This window comes from Nocardia ignorata NBRC 108230, assembly GCF_001612905.1.
Lineage (GTDB): Bacteria > Actinomycetota > Actinomycetes > Mycobacteriales > Mycobacteriaceae > Nocardia > Nocardia ignorata.
Genome location: NZ_BDBI01000020.1, coordinates 179930 through 193103 on the forward strand (window position 1 = coordinate 179930; position 13174 = coordinate 193103).

A 13174-nucleotide genomic window follows, 5' to 3' on the forward strand; every position below is an offset into this window, starting at 1 on the left:
TCCTCCTGTGAATGTGCCGACGCGGTCGGTCGGCGCGTCGTGCGCCTCACCGTAGGGCGGGAGCCCGGTGCGCCGGACCGGGTTCTCCCGCTGGGCGGAAACAACCCGCCGGCCTGCCGCGACGGCTGCCTATCGTCGGCGGATGGACACCACGAACGTCTATGTCATCGACACCGTCGTCACGAGACCCGGCCGGGCCAAGGAGTTCGTCGACACCTATCTGAGCGGGTACGCGCCGGGCGCCCGGGCCCGCGGCATGACGCTGGAACGGCTGGTCGTGAGCCCGCCCGTCTGGTTCCCGGACGAGTCCAACACGGTGACCGCCACCTGGGTCCTCGACGGTGCCGCCGGCTGGTGGGCGATGACCTGGCAGGGCCGCCTCGACGAATCGGTGCGGCGCTGGTGGGACGACGTCGACGATCTCGTCCTCGAACGCACCAGGACCACCGGCGCCGCACCCGCCGACATCGAAAGGCTCGGCAATGTTTGACGTCGTCCGGCTCGTTCACCTGGCCCCTACCGCCGATGCCGACCGAATACTCGCGGATCTGCGGGCCCGCGCGCTCGCGTCACCGGCCCGCCGGGTCCTCGTCCAACCGACCCTGCACGGCGTGCGCAACGGCGGGGACATCCTGGTGCATTTGCGCTTCGACGACGCGTCCGTCTGGGAAAGCGTTGCACCACAGTGGGACTCGGTGGTCGACGGGATCGCCCACGTGGACGGCGCCGAGTACCGGGCAGGCATCGGCGGCGCCGCCGAACCGTCCACCGGATCGGTGCATCGCGTTCTGCTGCTGCGTGTCTCACCCGCCACCGCGCCGGAGACGGTCGACCGGTTCGAGGCCGATCTGCTGCGCATGCCCCGCTACATCTCCACCATCCGGTCCTGGCGGCTGAGCCGGACCACGCGCGCGACCGGATCCGCGTCGTGGACGCATGTCTGGGAACAGGAGTTCAGCGACCTCGACGGGCTGGACGGCGCGTATCTCATGCACCCCGTCCACTGGGCTCACGTGGACCGCTGGTTCGACCCGGAGCATCCGGAAGTCGTTGTGCGCGATCGCATCTGCCACAGTTTCTGCGTCAATGAGCCGATGCGTGGGTGAGCGCATCCACGCATCGGCAAGATCCGCACGCCGCCCGACGCGGACGCACGACCGTCGTCTCCGCGAACAGGGCGGCGCTCCGGCTCCTCAGGCGTAGTCGCGTGCTCGCCGGTCCACCGGCACAAGGGGGCGGGGACCGACATTGAGCGGGCGCGCGTGCTGCTGCAGAGTCGGGCGCACGCGCACCTGCCCGTCGTCGACATGACGCCAGATATTGAGTGCCGTCGTGCGCACCGGGGCACTGAGGCGGTGATCGAACTGCATCCGGTCCACCGGCCCGCACACCGAGACCGCCGCGACGGCGGCCTGCCCGAGGTCGCCGATCGGTGCGGCGATACAGCCGAATCCGGGCAGTGATTCCTCGCGTTCCACCGCGACGCCGTGCGCGCGCACCTTGGCCAGATCCGCGTCGAGCTGGGCCTTCGTGCTGATCGAGTAGCGGGTGCGTGTGCCCGCCTGGGCGGTGAGGACCTCGGCGAGGCGGCGCTCGTCGGCGGAGGCGAGGATCGCCTTGCCGACCGCGGTACAGTGCGCGGGCCGTCGTCCGCCGACGCGGGTGGGCACCGCTGCGGCCAGGTCGCCGCCGATCTTGTCCAGGTACACCACGTCCGCGCCGTCGAGCACCGCGAGATGCACGACGAGCCCGGTGGCGCGGTGCAATTCGTGCAAGAAGGGCATGGCGGCGCGATGCAGCCGATCCTGGTGCACCGCGAGCGAACCCAGTTCCATCAGCCGGATGCCGAGCTCGTAGTCACGGCCTTCGCGGCGTAGCCACCGCAACTGCACCAATCGTTCCAGCATGCGGTGCGCCGAGGACCTGGGTAGGCCGGTACGGCGCACGATCTGGGCGAGGGTGAGCCTGCCCGGCCCGTCGAAGGCGTCGAGCAGCAGGGACGCGCGATCGAGAATCGCGCTCGGGGTGGTGGCCTCGGCCTGGATGACCATGAGCTCTCCATTCGGATCAACGAGCTGATGCCTAGCGCATATTTCGATTAGGCATATGCCTATTTATACCACCTCCTGTGGTAGCTGTCACAGGAAAGCGGGGCATCGCATGGCGAAAACACAAAGCCCCCGTTCCGAGCGAGAGGCTCGGAACGGGGGCTGGTCGGCGCGTGTGCCGGTTACATCGCCGCGAGCGGCTCGCTGCCGGACCAGTCGTGGCCCCAGTAGCTGTCGGCGGTGATCTCCTCGGCGGTGTAGTACTGCTCGTCGACCCGCATGCCTTCGGTGCCGAACTCGATGTCCCAGCCGCCGGGCGCGCGGACGTAGAACGACACCATCTTGTCGTTGGTGTGCCTGCCGAGCGTGGAGGACACCGAGAAGCCGTCCTTGCTCACCCGGTCGAGGGCCTGGCCGACCGCGTCGAGGCTGTCGACCTCGACCATGATGTGGATCAGGCCCGGCGCCCCGCCGTGCGGCGCGGGGCACAGCGCCAGGCTGTGATGGCGTTCGTTGACGCCGAGGAACCGGATCCGCACCGGCCCGTACTCCGGCGGCGCGGGGATGCGGAAGGCGCCGCGTGGCAGGAAGCCGAGCACCTCGGTGTAGAACTCGAACGCACCGCCGAGATCCATCGTCGGTAGCACCACGTGGCCCAGCCCCTGTGCGCCCGTGACGAACTTCGCGCCGAACGGGGTGACCACGGGGCTGTGGTCGAGCAGCGCGCCGTGGAACACCTCGAGGGTGGCGCCGGTGGGGTCCTGGAAGGTGATGGCCTCCTCGACCCGTCGCGTCTCGGCCTCCTCGACCGACAGCGGCTTCACCGCGATACCGGCCGCCGTGACCGCCTCCTGCACCCGGACGAGGGCGGCGTGGTCGCGCACCTCCCACCCGATGGTCACCACCGCGTCGGACTCGCCCGGCACCACCACGATGCGGGCCGCGCGCTCGTCCATGCGCAGGTACAGCGCGTCCTCGTCGGGGCCGCTGCCCTGCGCGAAACCGAGGACTTCGAGGGCGAACTTGCGCCAGCGGTCCATGTCGGCGGTCTGGATCTTCACATAGCCGAGGCTCTTGATATCTGTCATGTGCGTTGTCCTTCTTCGGTATTCGCTCAGATCATCGAGCGCAGGTTCGGGGCGGGGTCGATGCCGAGCGAACTCAGCGCCGAGGCGTGGTAGACCGTGCTCGGCACGTGGATGGCGTGGTTGAGGCCGGCGTGCGCGTCGCGCCAGAAGCGCTGCAGGGGCTTGTCCATGCGCAGCGCGTTGCCGCCGGACCGGGCGAAGATCTGGTCCACCGCCATCACCGCCCGCCACGCCGCACGCACCTGGGTGCGCCTGCCCGCCGCGCGATCGGCGAAGCCGACCTCCTTCCCGGCGTCGACCAGATCCCACACGCGATCCACGTTGGCCAGCAGCTCCTGGCGCGCGGCATTGATATCGGCCGCCGCCTCGCCGATCGCGAACAGCACGTACGGGTCGTCCTTGACGGCGGTGCCCTGGGCGCCGACCCGTTCCCGCTGGTAGTCCAGGTGCGCGGCGAGCGCGCCCTCGGCGATGCCGACCACGGCGGCGCTGATGCCGAGCGGGAACATCGTCGACCACGGCATCTTGTAGAGCGTGTCGGTGACGCCGTACTCGCGCTGCGCGGTCCCGTCGATCACGTGATCGCCGTTCATCACCCGGTAGGACGGCACGAAGGCGTTCTTGACGATGATGTCCTTGGACCCGGTGCCCTTGAGCCCCACCACATTCCACGAGTCCTCGACGATGGTGTAGTCGGCGCGCGGCAGGATCATGTGCAGCATCGTCGGCGGCATCGCCATCCTGCCCTCGGCGTCACCGAGCATGGCGCCGAGGAAGATCCAGTCGCAGTGGTCGGTGCCGGAGCTGAACTGCCAGCGGCCGTTGAAGATGTAGCCTCCCTCCACCGGGCGCGCGATGCCGGTCGGTGCGTAGGGCGAGGCCATCCAGGTGTCACTGTCGGAGCCCCACACCTCCTCCTGCACCTTCGGATCGGCGAAGGCCAGCTGCCACGGGTGCACGCCGACGATGCCGCAGATCCAGCCGGTGGCGGGGTCGAGCGAGGCGGCGGCCATCACCGTCTCGGCGAACTCGCGCGGATGGGCCTCGAACCCGCCGTACTTCTTGGGCTGCAGCAACCGGATCGGGCCGGCCGCCTTCAGCATCTTCGCGGTCGCGTCGGGCAGCTGACCGAGGCGTTCGGCCTCGGGGCTCTGCTCGCGCAGGCGGTCGGCGATCGCCATGATGTTGTCGAGCACGTTGGTCATGGGTGGTGCTTTCTCTCGGGTGGGGGTGCGGATCAGGCGGTGGTGTCGACGACCCGGCCGCGGGCGATGTTGTCGGCCACCTCGGCCTCCCAGCTGGTGACGGCCCGCTCGGTGTCGATCTCGAATTCGAAGCGCTTGGTCATGTCCTCGGTGACCTCGTCGACATCGACGTAGAACTGCTTGTACCAGCGGCGCAGCTGGTAGACCGGCCCGTCCTCCTCCGAGAGCAGCGGGTTGTCGATCGGCGCCTTGTTCTTCCAGATCTCGACGTCCTGCTCGAAGCCGACCTCCACACCGCGCGCGAACTGCGCGGCCATCGCCTCGGCGTCGGCATCGGACATGCCCTGCGGCTTCTTCACCATCGCGCCGTACTGCAGCACGAAGGAGTTCTCGCTGACGGGGTAGTGGCAGTTGATGAGGACCGTCTCGATCGTCATGCCGTTGGCCTCGCTCCACAGCCAATCGATCATGTAGGAGGGGCCGAAATACGAAGCGTCCGAACGCAACGTCGAGTTCGGATCGTCGTAACTGGTGCCGACCTCGATGTCGTGGCGCGGCGTCGAGCGCATGTACTGGGTGGCGACGTGGCCCTCGAAGACATTCTTGAAATAGCGCGGGAACGCGTAGTGCACGTAGAAGAAGTGCGCCATGTCGACGACGTTGTCGACGATCTCACGACAGTGTGAGCCTTCGATGAGCATCGAGTTCCACGTCCAGTCGGTCCATTCCGGGCTGCCGTAGCCCTCGATTTCGGGAATGGTGACCGCGTCGGTGGGCTTGCTGCCCTGCGGGTCGTGCCAGATGTAGAGCTGGCCGTTGCGTTCCAGCGTCGGCCAGGAGCGGGTCTTGGCCAGCGGGGGAACCCGGCGCGCGTACGGGATCGCCGTGCACTTGCCGTTGCCGCCCCAGCGCCAATCGTGGAAGGGGCAGGCGATCGAGTCGCCCTTGATGGTGCCGTGGGCGAGGTTGCCGCCCATGTGCCTGCAGAAGCCGTCGAGCACGTGCAGTGCGCCGTCGGTCTCGGACTGGAACACCACCAGGGTGGTGCCGAAAGCCTTGACCTCGTGGGGCACACCGTCGCGGAACGACGAGAGCAGGCCGAGGCAGTGCCAGCCGCGGGCGAAGCGGGTGGGTGCGGCAGCGGCCTCGATCTCCCGGAATTCGGGTGTGGCGGACTGGGTTCGGCCGTTCGGCGGGTTCTCCGGCATCGAAACCTCCATGTTCGGGCGGAGTGGGGATGAGCTGCGCCGATGGTGTGCCCGCGCGGGCCCGGCGGTGATGGGGTCGTCCCGGTCAGTGGACATGTTTTCCCGCCCGCGTCGCGATGTCCCGATCAGCGGGAGAGGAACCGGTCACAACACCGGCGGCCGCCTAGCGTGGCCGCCGAGCAGGACGAGAGGAGTGATCGTGAGCGTGCACGCAGGTAGGGCGGTGGCCGTCGATCTGGACACCGAGGACATCCGGTTGTTCGCGGCCCGGGCGTTGTCACGGGATCCGGCCTACCGGCTCGCCGAACGGCCCGTGGTCCCACCGACGTTCCTGTCCGCGAATGGGCGCGTCGTCGGGGGACGAACCGAGACCGACCACCGGTTCTTCGGGCCGCCGCCGCGCGCCGGTGACCGGTTGACCGCGATCCGCACGATCGACCGGCATCGCCCGGATGGGTCCGAATCGCTCGTGCAGTACTTCGACCGCACCGGCGGGCTGGTCGCCGAGTCGTGGGCCTCGACCTCTGAACCTGTTATAGCCGACGAGGTGCCTGCGGCCGCACTGCTCGCCACCTACGCCACCGACTGGCTCGGCGCCGAGAACATCCGCCGCTTCCGCACCCGCGTGCTCCGCGCCCTGCCTGCGGGCGACACGGTGACCTGCTCAGGGCACATCACCCAGCACTACATCCAGGACGGTGAGCCACGCGTGGATGTCACTCTCGCCGGTGCCGACGCCTCGGGCGAGATTGTCGTGCGCGCCTGGGCGAGCTTCGCCCACGGGGAATGATGTCGGAAAATCCGGTTCGCATCGCAGTGAACGTGTTGCAGTGGTGAAGTGATCGAGTAGGACGACGAGGTTCGGAGGTAGGAACGTGGCACGACGGTTCGAGGACAAGGTGGTCTTCGTGACGGGCGCGGCGCGCGGACAGGGCAGGGCCGAGGCGGTGCGCTTCGCCGAGGAAGGCGCCGATGTGATCGCCGTCGACGCCTGCGCGGAATTCGGCAGCACCGGATACGCGGGGGCGACGGAAGACGACCTGGCCGAGACGGTGAAGCTCGTCGAGGCCGCCGGTGGCCGGATCGTCGCGAGCAAGGTCGACGTGCGCGATTTCGACGCGCTCTCGGCCGCGCTGGCCGCGGGGATCGAGCAGCTCGGCAGGCTCGACGTGGTGGTCGCCAACGCGGGCATCTGCTCGGCGGCGCTGTCGTGGGAGATCACGCCCGAACAGTGGCGCGAGACCATCGATGTGAACCTGACCGGTGTGTGGCATACCGCGAAAGCGGCTGTGCCACACCTGATCGCGCAGGGCAGCGGCGGCGCGATGGTGTTCACCAGTTCGGTGGCCGGACTCAAGGGCATGCCGTTCGTCGGCCACTACGTCGCCAGCAAACACGCCATCACCGGCCTGGCCAAGACCATGGCCAACGAGCTCGGCGGGTACGGCATCCGGGTGAACACCGTGCACCCGGCGGGCGTGGCGACCGGGATGCAGATGGGCGAGATGGGCCCGCTGCTCGAGGCACACGCGAGCACCCTCGGCCCCATCTTCATGAACGCGCTGCCCAGCTACATCTGTCAGCCGGAGGAGATCGCGGCGGCGGTGGCGTGGCTGTGTTCGGACGAGGCGGGTCAGGTGACGGGCGCGCAGATCCCGGTCGACATGGGCAACCTCAATCGCTGAGCTTGGTATTTTTATACCGGCACGGCTAGTGTCGGTATGAAAATACCGAGTGGAGGCGTGATGGTGGAGTTGAAGACTCCCGAGGAGATCGAACGAATGCGGGTGACCGGCCGGTTCGTCGCGGACGTACTGGCCGGCGTGCGCGAACGAGCGCTGGTGGGAGTGAACCTGCTGGAGCTGGAAGCCTATGTACGCGAACGGATTCGCGAGCGTGGTGCGGTGTCGTGCTACTGGGACTACTCGCCCTCGTTCGGGCGTGGACCGTTCCGCAATACGGTGTGCTTGGCTGTCAATGATGCTGTCCTGCACGGGCTTCCGCATGATTACGTGCTGCGCGACGGTGATCTGCTCACCGCCGACCTGGCCGTCACCATCGACGGCTGGAGCGCGGATTCGGCGATCTCGTTCACCGTCGGAACCGGCTCGGCCGACGATCTGCGGCTGGTGCGGGCCACCGAGGAGGCACTGGCCGCCGGGATCGCCGCCGCGCAGCCCGGCAACCGGCTGGGCGACATCTCGGCCGCGATCGCCGATGTCGCACGCGGATACGGGTATCCGATCAACACCGAATACGGCGGGCACGGCATCGGGCGGACCATGCACGAAGATCCGCACGTGGCCAACAACGGCCGGGCCGGGCGCGGTTTCCTGCTGCGGCCGGGGCTCACCATCGCGATCGAGCCCTGGTTCGCGGCGGGCACCGACAAGGTCTACACCGACGCCGACGGGTGGACCATCCGCTCGGCCGATGGATCGCGCTGCGCCCACAGTGAGCACACGATCGCCGTCACCGCCGACGGGCCGAGCGTGCTGACCTCGCGAAACTGATCGGTATCCTCTGCCGAATCGGACTTATGGCCCATAGCAATGGCGCATCATGGGTGGTGTCGAGCTGGTCCCGGGGTAGTCGGATCAGCGCATCGGAGGGACATCCCATGAAATTCACGCAGTTGCTGGCCGCCGGTCTGTTCACTGTCGCCGCGACCGGTATCACCGCCGCCACCGCTCACGGCGCTCCCGTGGCGGGTCCGTCGCTCGCCGGTGTCGACGGCGCCGTCGCCTACTCCGCCGCTCTCGCCTCGGACGGGTCGGAGGCGACGGTCGAATTGACCTCGGGCACTTTCGAACTCGCTCCCGGCGCGGGTGTGGCCGTGCTCTCACCGGACGGCGCGCGGGTCGGGTTCATCCCCACCACGGTGGCCATGGTCGCTGGTCCGGCCGTGCAGGTGATTCCCGAAATCGACGCTAGCGCAACGTCACTCACCCTCACGCCCGTCAACGCACCCGCCCCGAACCCGGCGGCTCTGCAGCACATCGATCAGACCGGCAATATCGTCGCAGGCGTCGCCATCGGTTGCGTCGTCGGCGCGCTCATCGGACTGATCTTCCTGCTGGTCAGTGCCATTCCGGGGTGCATCATCGGTGCGGTGATCGGCGGTGTGATCGGCGCGAATCAGTAGAACCGTGGCGGTGGGTCAGCGGCCGCGACTCACCGCCCACCGGCCGGCGGGGAGGGCGGCTCAGAGGCTGTGATCGGTGAACGCGCCGTCGGCGAGGATTGGAACGACGGTGTCCGCATCGATCTGCGCCGCGATGTCGACATCGTCCCCGAACCCGCCCGACCGAAGTTCTCGGCCCGACGCACACTCGTCCAGCTCCGTGCCGATGTTCGTCACGGACAGGAAAGCGTGTGCGGCGGAACGCGCTTCGGGTGAGGGGTGACCACAACCTCGGTCGATCAGCGCGGCCACGAGGGCTCCGGCACCGAGTAGGTCCTCGACAGCGGGCCGAAGTGTCGCGTCGTCCGCCCAGCGCTCACCAGCGGGAACGATCGCGATCGGCTGCTCGGGCGTGGCCCACCGCCGCTCGGTGATCCACGTGGCGACCGCATCGGCATTGCGAAGACAGGCCGCGACGACGGGCGCACCGACGACGGCCGAGGCGATGGTGGAACCGTTGGGGGAGGGCAGGACGAGGCGATCGGTGAACGGTGCTCGGCGCAGCGCCGCCGGAGACAGTGACCACGGATGGGTGGCATCGACAGCACGTCGTCCGACGGCGAGCTCGGCACCGTGCCGCGCGGCGAACTCCTGGGCGGAATCGTCACGCCACCGATAGGGGTAGACCGCTGTGCCCGCCGAGACGGCAACAGACACCGAGGTACTGAACGACAACACATCGACCACCACGACACATGCCGCACCCGCGCCGATCACTGCGGCTCCCGTCGGCCCCCAGTCGAGGCGAATCCCGAAACCTTCCTGCCTGGCCCACCTCGGGCTCATGGTTTCGCTCCGATCTCCGCATCGAAACGGATCGTCCGGTCAGTGCTTTCGTCTGTTCAGTGAGAGGAAACCAGCCGGAACGTGGGTCGGGCAGCCTTCTACTCACCGGGAGCGGAGAACCTGCAGTGGTGTCCGGCTAGAGGTCAAAGTTGGAGGGTCGGTGGGGTGAGGTCGAGGGGCGGGGGTGGGCGGAGGCGGCGGAGGGTGCCGTCGATGCCGGTGACGTAGAGGGACCAGGAGGGGCCGTCCGGGGCGAAACGAGCCGAGGTGGGGCCGATCGGCGGTGGGGACGGCAGCGGGGTGGGTGGGGTGGTCCAGCCGGTGGCGATGGTGCACCAGGCGCCGGTGGTGGTGTCGACGCGGTAGACGTTGCCCGAGTAGTCGCCGGTGACGTAGGCGGTGCCGTCGGCGGCCACGTCGAGGTCGTCGAGGACGGGGAGGAAGCCGTCGGTGATGGTGGCGACGACCTCGGGTTCGTCCGGTGCGTCCAGCGGGATGCGCAGGACCTGGAACAGGTCCAGTGAGCGCAGGGTGCCGCCACCGTTGAGGGTGCTGCCGTCGCCGGTGACGAAATACAGTGTGTCGCCGGACAATCGCAGGCCCGCAGGACGGTCGAGGCCGGACAGAACGAGGGTGACGGTGCCTGCCGCGTCGACGTGCAGGATTTCACCGCGCAGGAGGCCGCTGACGTAGAAGCCGCCCGCACCGTCGTACTCGAGGTTCTCGAGCGGGCCCAGATCGGTGGCGAGCACGTCGGCCTGCCAGCCGTCGGCGCAAGAGCGGACTTCTCCCTGGGCGACGGTACCCGGTATCGCCGCGGTCAACGCCACCGCCGCGAATGTTGTTGCCACGCAACGCCTGACGAGTACTCTACTGCTCCACCCCAGCACAGAAGCAGCGTACTGCCCGCGTCGGTGTGGCGCCGGTCGAAGCTCGTTGTGCACGGTTGAGCCGCGTTCGTGACGAGCGGTGTCGGTGATGCTCGCTCGGACGGACTCGGTGGCCGCCTCTCGGCTCCGCTGCGAGTGGCCCGTCGCAAATGTTTCGCCGAGGTGCCATTCGCCTGCGATTCGGGCGCGACGAGCCGTCAGGTCTGCGCTACCCGCCGCCGGTGGCAATCAGTCGGTGGTTGCGAGCCAGGCAGTGAGCTGGTCGGACGCGGCTGCGTCTGTAGCCAGCGCCGAGCGCTCCTCGGGGGTGAGAGCGAGAGCGTTCAATTCGGATTTCCAATGGGCGAGACGGTCGGAATCCCCTGCGGCGACGGCGAGTTCTGCGAGAGCGGCATACGCGCGAGCCAGATCCGGCGCGGCAGCAGCGGCGCCGAACCGGCGTAGACCGGTTTCCAGGGCGCGCGTGGCGGCGCGGTCGTCGTTCTTGAAATCGCGGAAGATGCGGGCATTGTCGAGAACTTTCGGCAAGCCGTCGAGATCGCGGGAACCGCCGTATTCGAGGGACTCCGGTTCGTCGCGCTGGATCACCAGCACCGTATTGCCGACCGGATCGACGAGGGTGAATCGCGACTGCCCAGGCCGGAAACGGGTGATCCGCGGGCAACCCTTCACGGGGATTTTGCCGTACTCGGCGCGCAGCGCGGCGGTGAATTTCGCGTGCCGGTCGGCGACGTCGTCGACCAGCAGCAGCGCGGCGACATGTTCGAGCGGCAGCTCGACCCCGCCCGGAGCCGGCGAGAAATGCAACGCTGTCCCATGACCCTCGACCACCCCGTACGCATACGGCCGTGTCTGCTCGTGGGTCACCGTCCACCCCAGCGTCCGATAGAACGCCAACGTGGCCCCGAGATCACCACTCCACAACATCGGCACTGCGGCATCGCTCATGAATCCGAGCCTACGAACCTTTCCGCCGCCCCGCCCGTACCAGTTTCCCCACCGCTAGGCTCGAAGGATGACGAACCGCCTGGGCGAGGTTGCGACCGCGAACTATGTTCTGCTCACCACTTTTCGTAAGGACGGCACGCCCGTCGGCACCCCGGTGTGGGCCGTGTCGCGCGAGGACAAGCTGTATGTGTGGACGGTGACCGACAGCTGGAAGGTCAAGCGCATCCGCCGCAACCCCGAGGTGACCGTGCAGCCGTGCGATGCGCGCGGTAAGACGCACGGTGCGGTGGTGTCGGGTACCGCGCGCGTACTCGACGGGGCCGAGACCGAGCAGGTCCGCTCGTTGCTTCGGCGCAAGTACCGGCTCACCGGCCCGCTGGTGATCTTCTTCAGCAACCTGCGCCGGGGCAAGGACGGCACCATCGGTCTCGAGATCACGCCCGCCTGACCGAAACGGTACCCAGTACCGCCGGTATCGGATACCGTGGGGGTTCAGACGAAAGGACTCCCATGGCCGAGAACCGCCGCCGCGCCGTCGTGATCGCGGGTGCCCGCACCCCGTTCGTCCGCGCGTTCACCGACCTGACCCGGCTCGACAGTATCGCCCTGGCGGGTGCGGCGGTGCGCGGTCTGCTCGCGCGCACCGGCATCGCGCCCGCCGAGATCCAGTCCATCGTGTGGGGCGGGGTGATCCTGCCCAGTCATGCGCCGAACATCGCGCGCGAAGTGGCCCTGGATCTGAACCTGGATTTCGGGTGCGAGGGATACACGGTCACCCGGGCGTGCGCGTCGGGCTTGCAGGCCGTCACCTCGGCGGCCGCGGCGATCGAACGCGGCGAATACGACATCATGATCGCGGGTGGCAGCGACTCCACCAGCAACGCCGAGATCAAACTGCCGCAGAAAGTGGTGCACGCGGTCGCACCCGTCGCGCTCGGAAAACCGTCGGCCAAGGACTATCTCGACGTCGTGCGTCAGCTCGCGCCGTTCACCGACATCCTGCCGCGTCAGCCCAAGATCTCCGAGCGGACCACCGGTGAGGTGATGGGCGAGTCCGCCGAGAAGATGGCAAGGATCAACGGTATCTCCCGCGCCGACCAGGACGCTTTCGCCGCCCGCTCCCACCAGCGCGCGGCCGCCGCTATCGCCTCGGGCCGATTCGATGACGAGGTCGTGCCGATCGAGACGCCGTCCGGCAAACGGATCGAGACCGACGGTCTGGTCCGGCCGAATACGAGCGTGGAGAAGCTGGCCGCGCTGAAGCCGGTCTTCGCCGAGAACGGCACGGTCACCGCAGGTAACGCGAGCCCGCTCACCGATGGTGCGTCGGCGGTGTTGTTGATGAGCGAGGAGAAGGCTCGGGCACTGGGTCTCACGCCACTGGCCGCATTCCGTTCGTGGAGCTATGTGAGCGTCGACCCAGCGGACCAGGTCCTCATCGGACCGGCGATCTCGATGCCGCGCGCGCTCGACAAGGCGGGGATGTCCCTGGGCGATATCGACCTCGTCGATATCCATGAAGCCTTCGCGGCGCAGACCCTTTCGGTGCTTCGTATGTTGGAGAGCGCGGAGTGGGCCAAGAACCGGCTCGACCGCGATGAAGCGGTGGGGTCCGTCGATATCGACACCTTGAACGTGCACGGCGGTTCCATCTCGCTCGGGCACCCGTTCGGCGCCACCGGTGCCCGAATGGTGACGACCATGGCCAATGAGCTGGCTCGGAGCGGAAAAGAGACCGCGCTGCTGGGCATTTGCGCGGCGGGTGGTATCGGGGCCTCGGCGGTCCTCGAGAGGGTGTGAGGCGGAGCAACTCGCGT

At 68.2% G+C, this 13174-nt stretch carries 15 protein-coding genes; 8 read left to right on the plus strand and 7 right to left on the minus strand.

Annotated features, from left to right (window positions below):
• Positions 1-142: 142 nt before the first annotated feature.
• Both NI2_RS17805 and NI2_RS17810 read left to right on the plus strand, forming a co-directional pair.
• Positions 143-490: a hypothetical protein gene (locus NI2_RS17805; protein ID WP_067492163.1), complete on the plus strand. Its 348-nt coding sequence runs from the start codon at positions 143-145 to the stop codon at positions 488-490.
• A complete protein-coding gene (locus NI2_RS17810) occupies positions 483-1106 on the plus strand; it encodes a Dabb family protein (RefSeq protein ID WP_067492164.1) in 624 nt (207 codons plus the stop codon). The genes NI2_RS17805 and NI2_RS17810 overlap by 8 nt, the downstream gene beginning before the upstream one ends.
• 87 nt (positions 1107-1193) lie before the next feature.
• On the opposite strand, the gene NI2_RS17815 is transcribed toward NI2_RS17810, so the two are convergent.
• The 4 genes from NI2_RS17815 to NI2_RS17830 form a co-directional block, all read right to left on the minus strand.
• Positions 1194-2051, minus strand: coding sequence for an IclR family transcriptional regulator (locus tag NI2_RS17815; protein WP_067492165.1), 858 nt, complete (start codon positions 2049-2051; stop codon positions 1194-1196).
• A gap of 179 nt (positions 2052-2230) precedes the next feature.
• Positions 2231-3136 (minus strand): biphenyl-2,3-diol 1,2-dioxygenase, encoded by a 906-nt coding sequence (gene bphC / locus NI2_RS17820; RefSeq protein ID WP_067492166.1) that lies wholly within the window; start codon positions 3134-3136, stop codon positions 2231-2233.
• Positions 3137-3162: 26 nt separating this feature from the next.
• Positions 3163-4341: an acyl-CoA dehydrogenase family protein gene (locus tag NI2_RS17825; protein WP_067492167.1), complete on the minus strand. Its 1179-nt coding sequence runs from the start codon at positions 4339-4341 to the stop codon at positions 3163-3165.
• Positions 4342-4373: 32 nt separating this feature from the next.
• Complete coding sequence (locus tag NI2_RS17830) at positions 4374-5549, minus strand: 3-ketosteroid-9-alpha-monooxygenase, oxygenase component (protein ID WP_166655704.1); 1176 nt, start codon at positions 5547-5549, stop codon at positions 4374-4376.
• Between the two features lie 199 nt (positions 5550-5748).
• Here NI2_RS17830 and NI2_RS34650 point away from each other — a divergent pair, with 199 nt between their 5' ends.
• The 4 genes from NI2_RS34650 to NI2_RS17850 all read left to right on the plus strand — a co-directional run bounded on the left by NI2_RS34650 (position 5749) and on the right by NI2_RS17850 (position 8694).
• Positions 5749-6339, plus strand: coding sequence for a hotdog family protein (locus NI2_RS34650; RefSeq protein WP_174552214.1), 591 nt, complete (start codon positions 5749-5751; stop codon positions 6337-6339).
• An 85-nt stretch (positions 6340-6424) separates the two neighbouring features.
• On the plus strand, positions 6425-7234 hold the full coding sequence (locus NI2_RS17840) for a mycofactocin-coupled SDR family oxidoreductase (protein ID WP_067492170.1): 810 nt from the start codon (positions 6425-6427) through the stop codon (positions 7232-7234).
• 60 nt (positions 7235-7294) lie between these two features.
• Positions 7295-8062 (plus strand): type I methionyl aminopeptidase, encoded by a 768-nt coding sequence (gene map / locus NI2_RS17845; protein WP_067492171.1) that lies wholly within the window; start codon positions 7295-7297, stop codon positions 8060-8062.
• 107 nt (positions 8063-8169) lie between these two features.
• Positions 8170-8694 carry a DUF8020 domain-containing protein gene (locus NI2_RS17850; RefSeq protein WP_067492172.1) on the plus strand — a complete coding sequence of 175 codons (525 nt, stop codon included), beginning with the start codon at positions 8170-8172 and terminating at the stop codon, positions 8692-8694.
• A gap of 60 nt (positions 8695-8754) precedes the next feature.
• Here NI2_RS17850 and NI2_RS17855 read toward each other — a convergent pair whose 3' ends face one another.
• The 3 genes from NI2_RS17855 to NI2_RS17865 all read right to left on the minus strand — a co-directional run bounded on the left by NI2_RS17855 (position 8755) and on the right by NI2_RS17865 (position 11357).
• Positions 8755-9519 carry a 2-phosphosulfolactate phosphatase gene (locus NI2_RS17855; protein ID WP_067492173.1) on the minus strand — a complete coding sequence of 255 codons (765 nt, stop codon included), beginning with the start codon at positions 9517-9519 and terminating at the stop codon, positions 8755-8757.
• A 143-nt stretch (positions 9520-9662) separates the two neighbouring features.
• Complete coding sequence (locus tag NI2_RS17860) at positions 9663-10370, minus strand: SMP-30/gluconolactonase/LRE family protein (protein WP_133733760.1); 708 nt, start codon at positions 10368-10370, stop codon at positions 9663-9665.
• 267 nt (positions 10371-10637) lie between these two features.
• Complete coding sequence (locus NI2_RS17865) at positions 10638-11357, minus strand: DUF8817 family protein (RefSeq protein WP_067492175.1); 720 nt, start codon at positions 11355-11357, stop codon at positions 10638-10640.
• Between the two features lie 67 nt (positions 11358-11424).
• Here NI2_RS17865 and NI2_RS17870 point away from each other — a divergent pair, with 67 nt between their 5' ends.
• On the plus strand, positions 11425-11805 hold the full coding sequence (locus NI2_RS17870) for a PPOX class F420-dependent oxidoreductase (protein ID WP_067492176.1): 381 nt from the start codon (positions 11425-11427) through the stop codon (positions 11803-11805).
• Between the two features lie 62 nt (positions 11806-11867).
• Positions 11868-13157, plus strand: coding sequence for an acetyl-CoA C-acyltransferase (locus tag NI2_RS17875; RefSeq protein WP_067492177.1), 1290 nt, complete (start codon positions 11868-11870; stop codon positions 13155-13157).
• Positions 13158-13174 lie beyond the last annotated feature (17 nt).

Coding starts and splice junctions, on each gene's coding strand:
- NI2_RS17805 (WP_067492163.1), top strand. CDS start 143: ATGGACACCACGAACGTCTATGTCATCGACACCGTCGTCACGAGACCC.
- NI2_RS17810 (WP_067492164.1), top strand. CDS start 483: ATGTTTGACGTCGTCCGGCTCGTTCACCTGGCCCCTACCGCCGATGCC.
- NI2_RS17815 (WP_067492165.1), bottom strand. CDS start 2,051: ATGGTCATCCAGGCCGAGGCCACCACCCCGAGCGCGATTCTCGATCGC.
- bphC (WP_067492166.1), bottom strand. CDS start 3,136: ATGACAGATATCAAGAGCCTCGGCTATGTGAAGATCCAGACCGCCGAC.
- NI2_RS17825 (WP_067492167.1), bottom strand. CDS start 4,341: ATGACCAACGTGCTCGACAACATCATGGCGATCGCCGACCGCCTGCGC.
- NI2_RS17830 (WP_166655704.1), bottom strand. CDS start 5,549: ATGCCGGAGAACCCGCCGAACGGCCGAACCCAGTCCGCCACACCCGAA.
- map (WP_067492171.1), top strand. CDS start 7,295: ATGGTGGAGTTGAAGACTCCCGAGGAGATCGAACGAATGCGGGTGACC.
- NI2_RS17850 (WP_067492172.1), top strand. CDS start 8,170: ATGAAATTCACGCAGTTGCTGGCCGCCGGTCTGTTCACTGTCGCCGCG.
- NI2_RS17855 (WP_067492173.1), bottom strand. CDS start 9,519: ATGAGCCCGAGGTGGGCCAGGCAGGAAGGTTTCGGGATTCGCCTCGAC.
- NI2_RS17865 (WP_067492175.1), bottom strand. CDS start 11,357: ATGAGCGATGCCGCAGTGCCGATGTTGTGGAGTGGTGATCTCGGGGCC.
- NI2_RS17870 (WP_067492176.1), top strand. CDS start 11,425: ATGACGAACCGCCTGGGCGAGGTTGCGACCGCGAACTATGTTCTGCTC.
- NI2_RS17875 (WP_067492177.1), top strand. CDS start 11,868: ATGGCCGAGAACCGCCGCCGCGCCGTCGTGATCGCGGGTGCCCGCACC.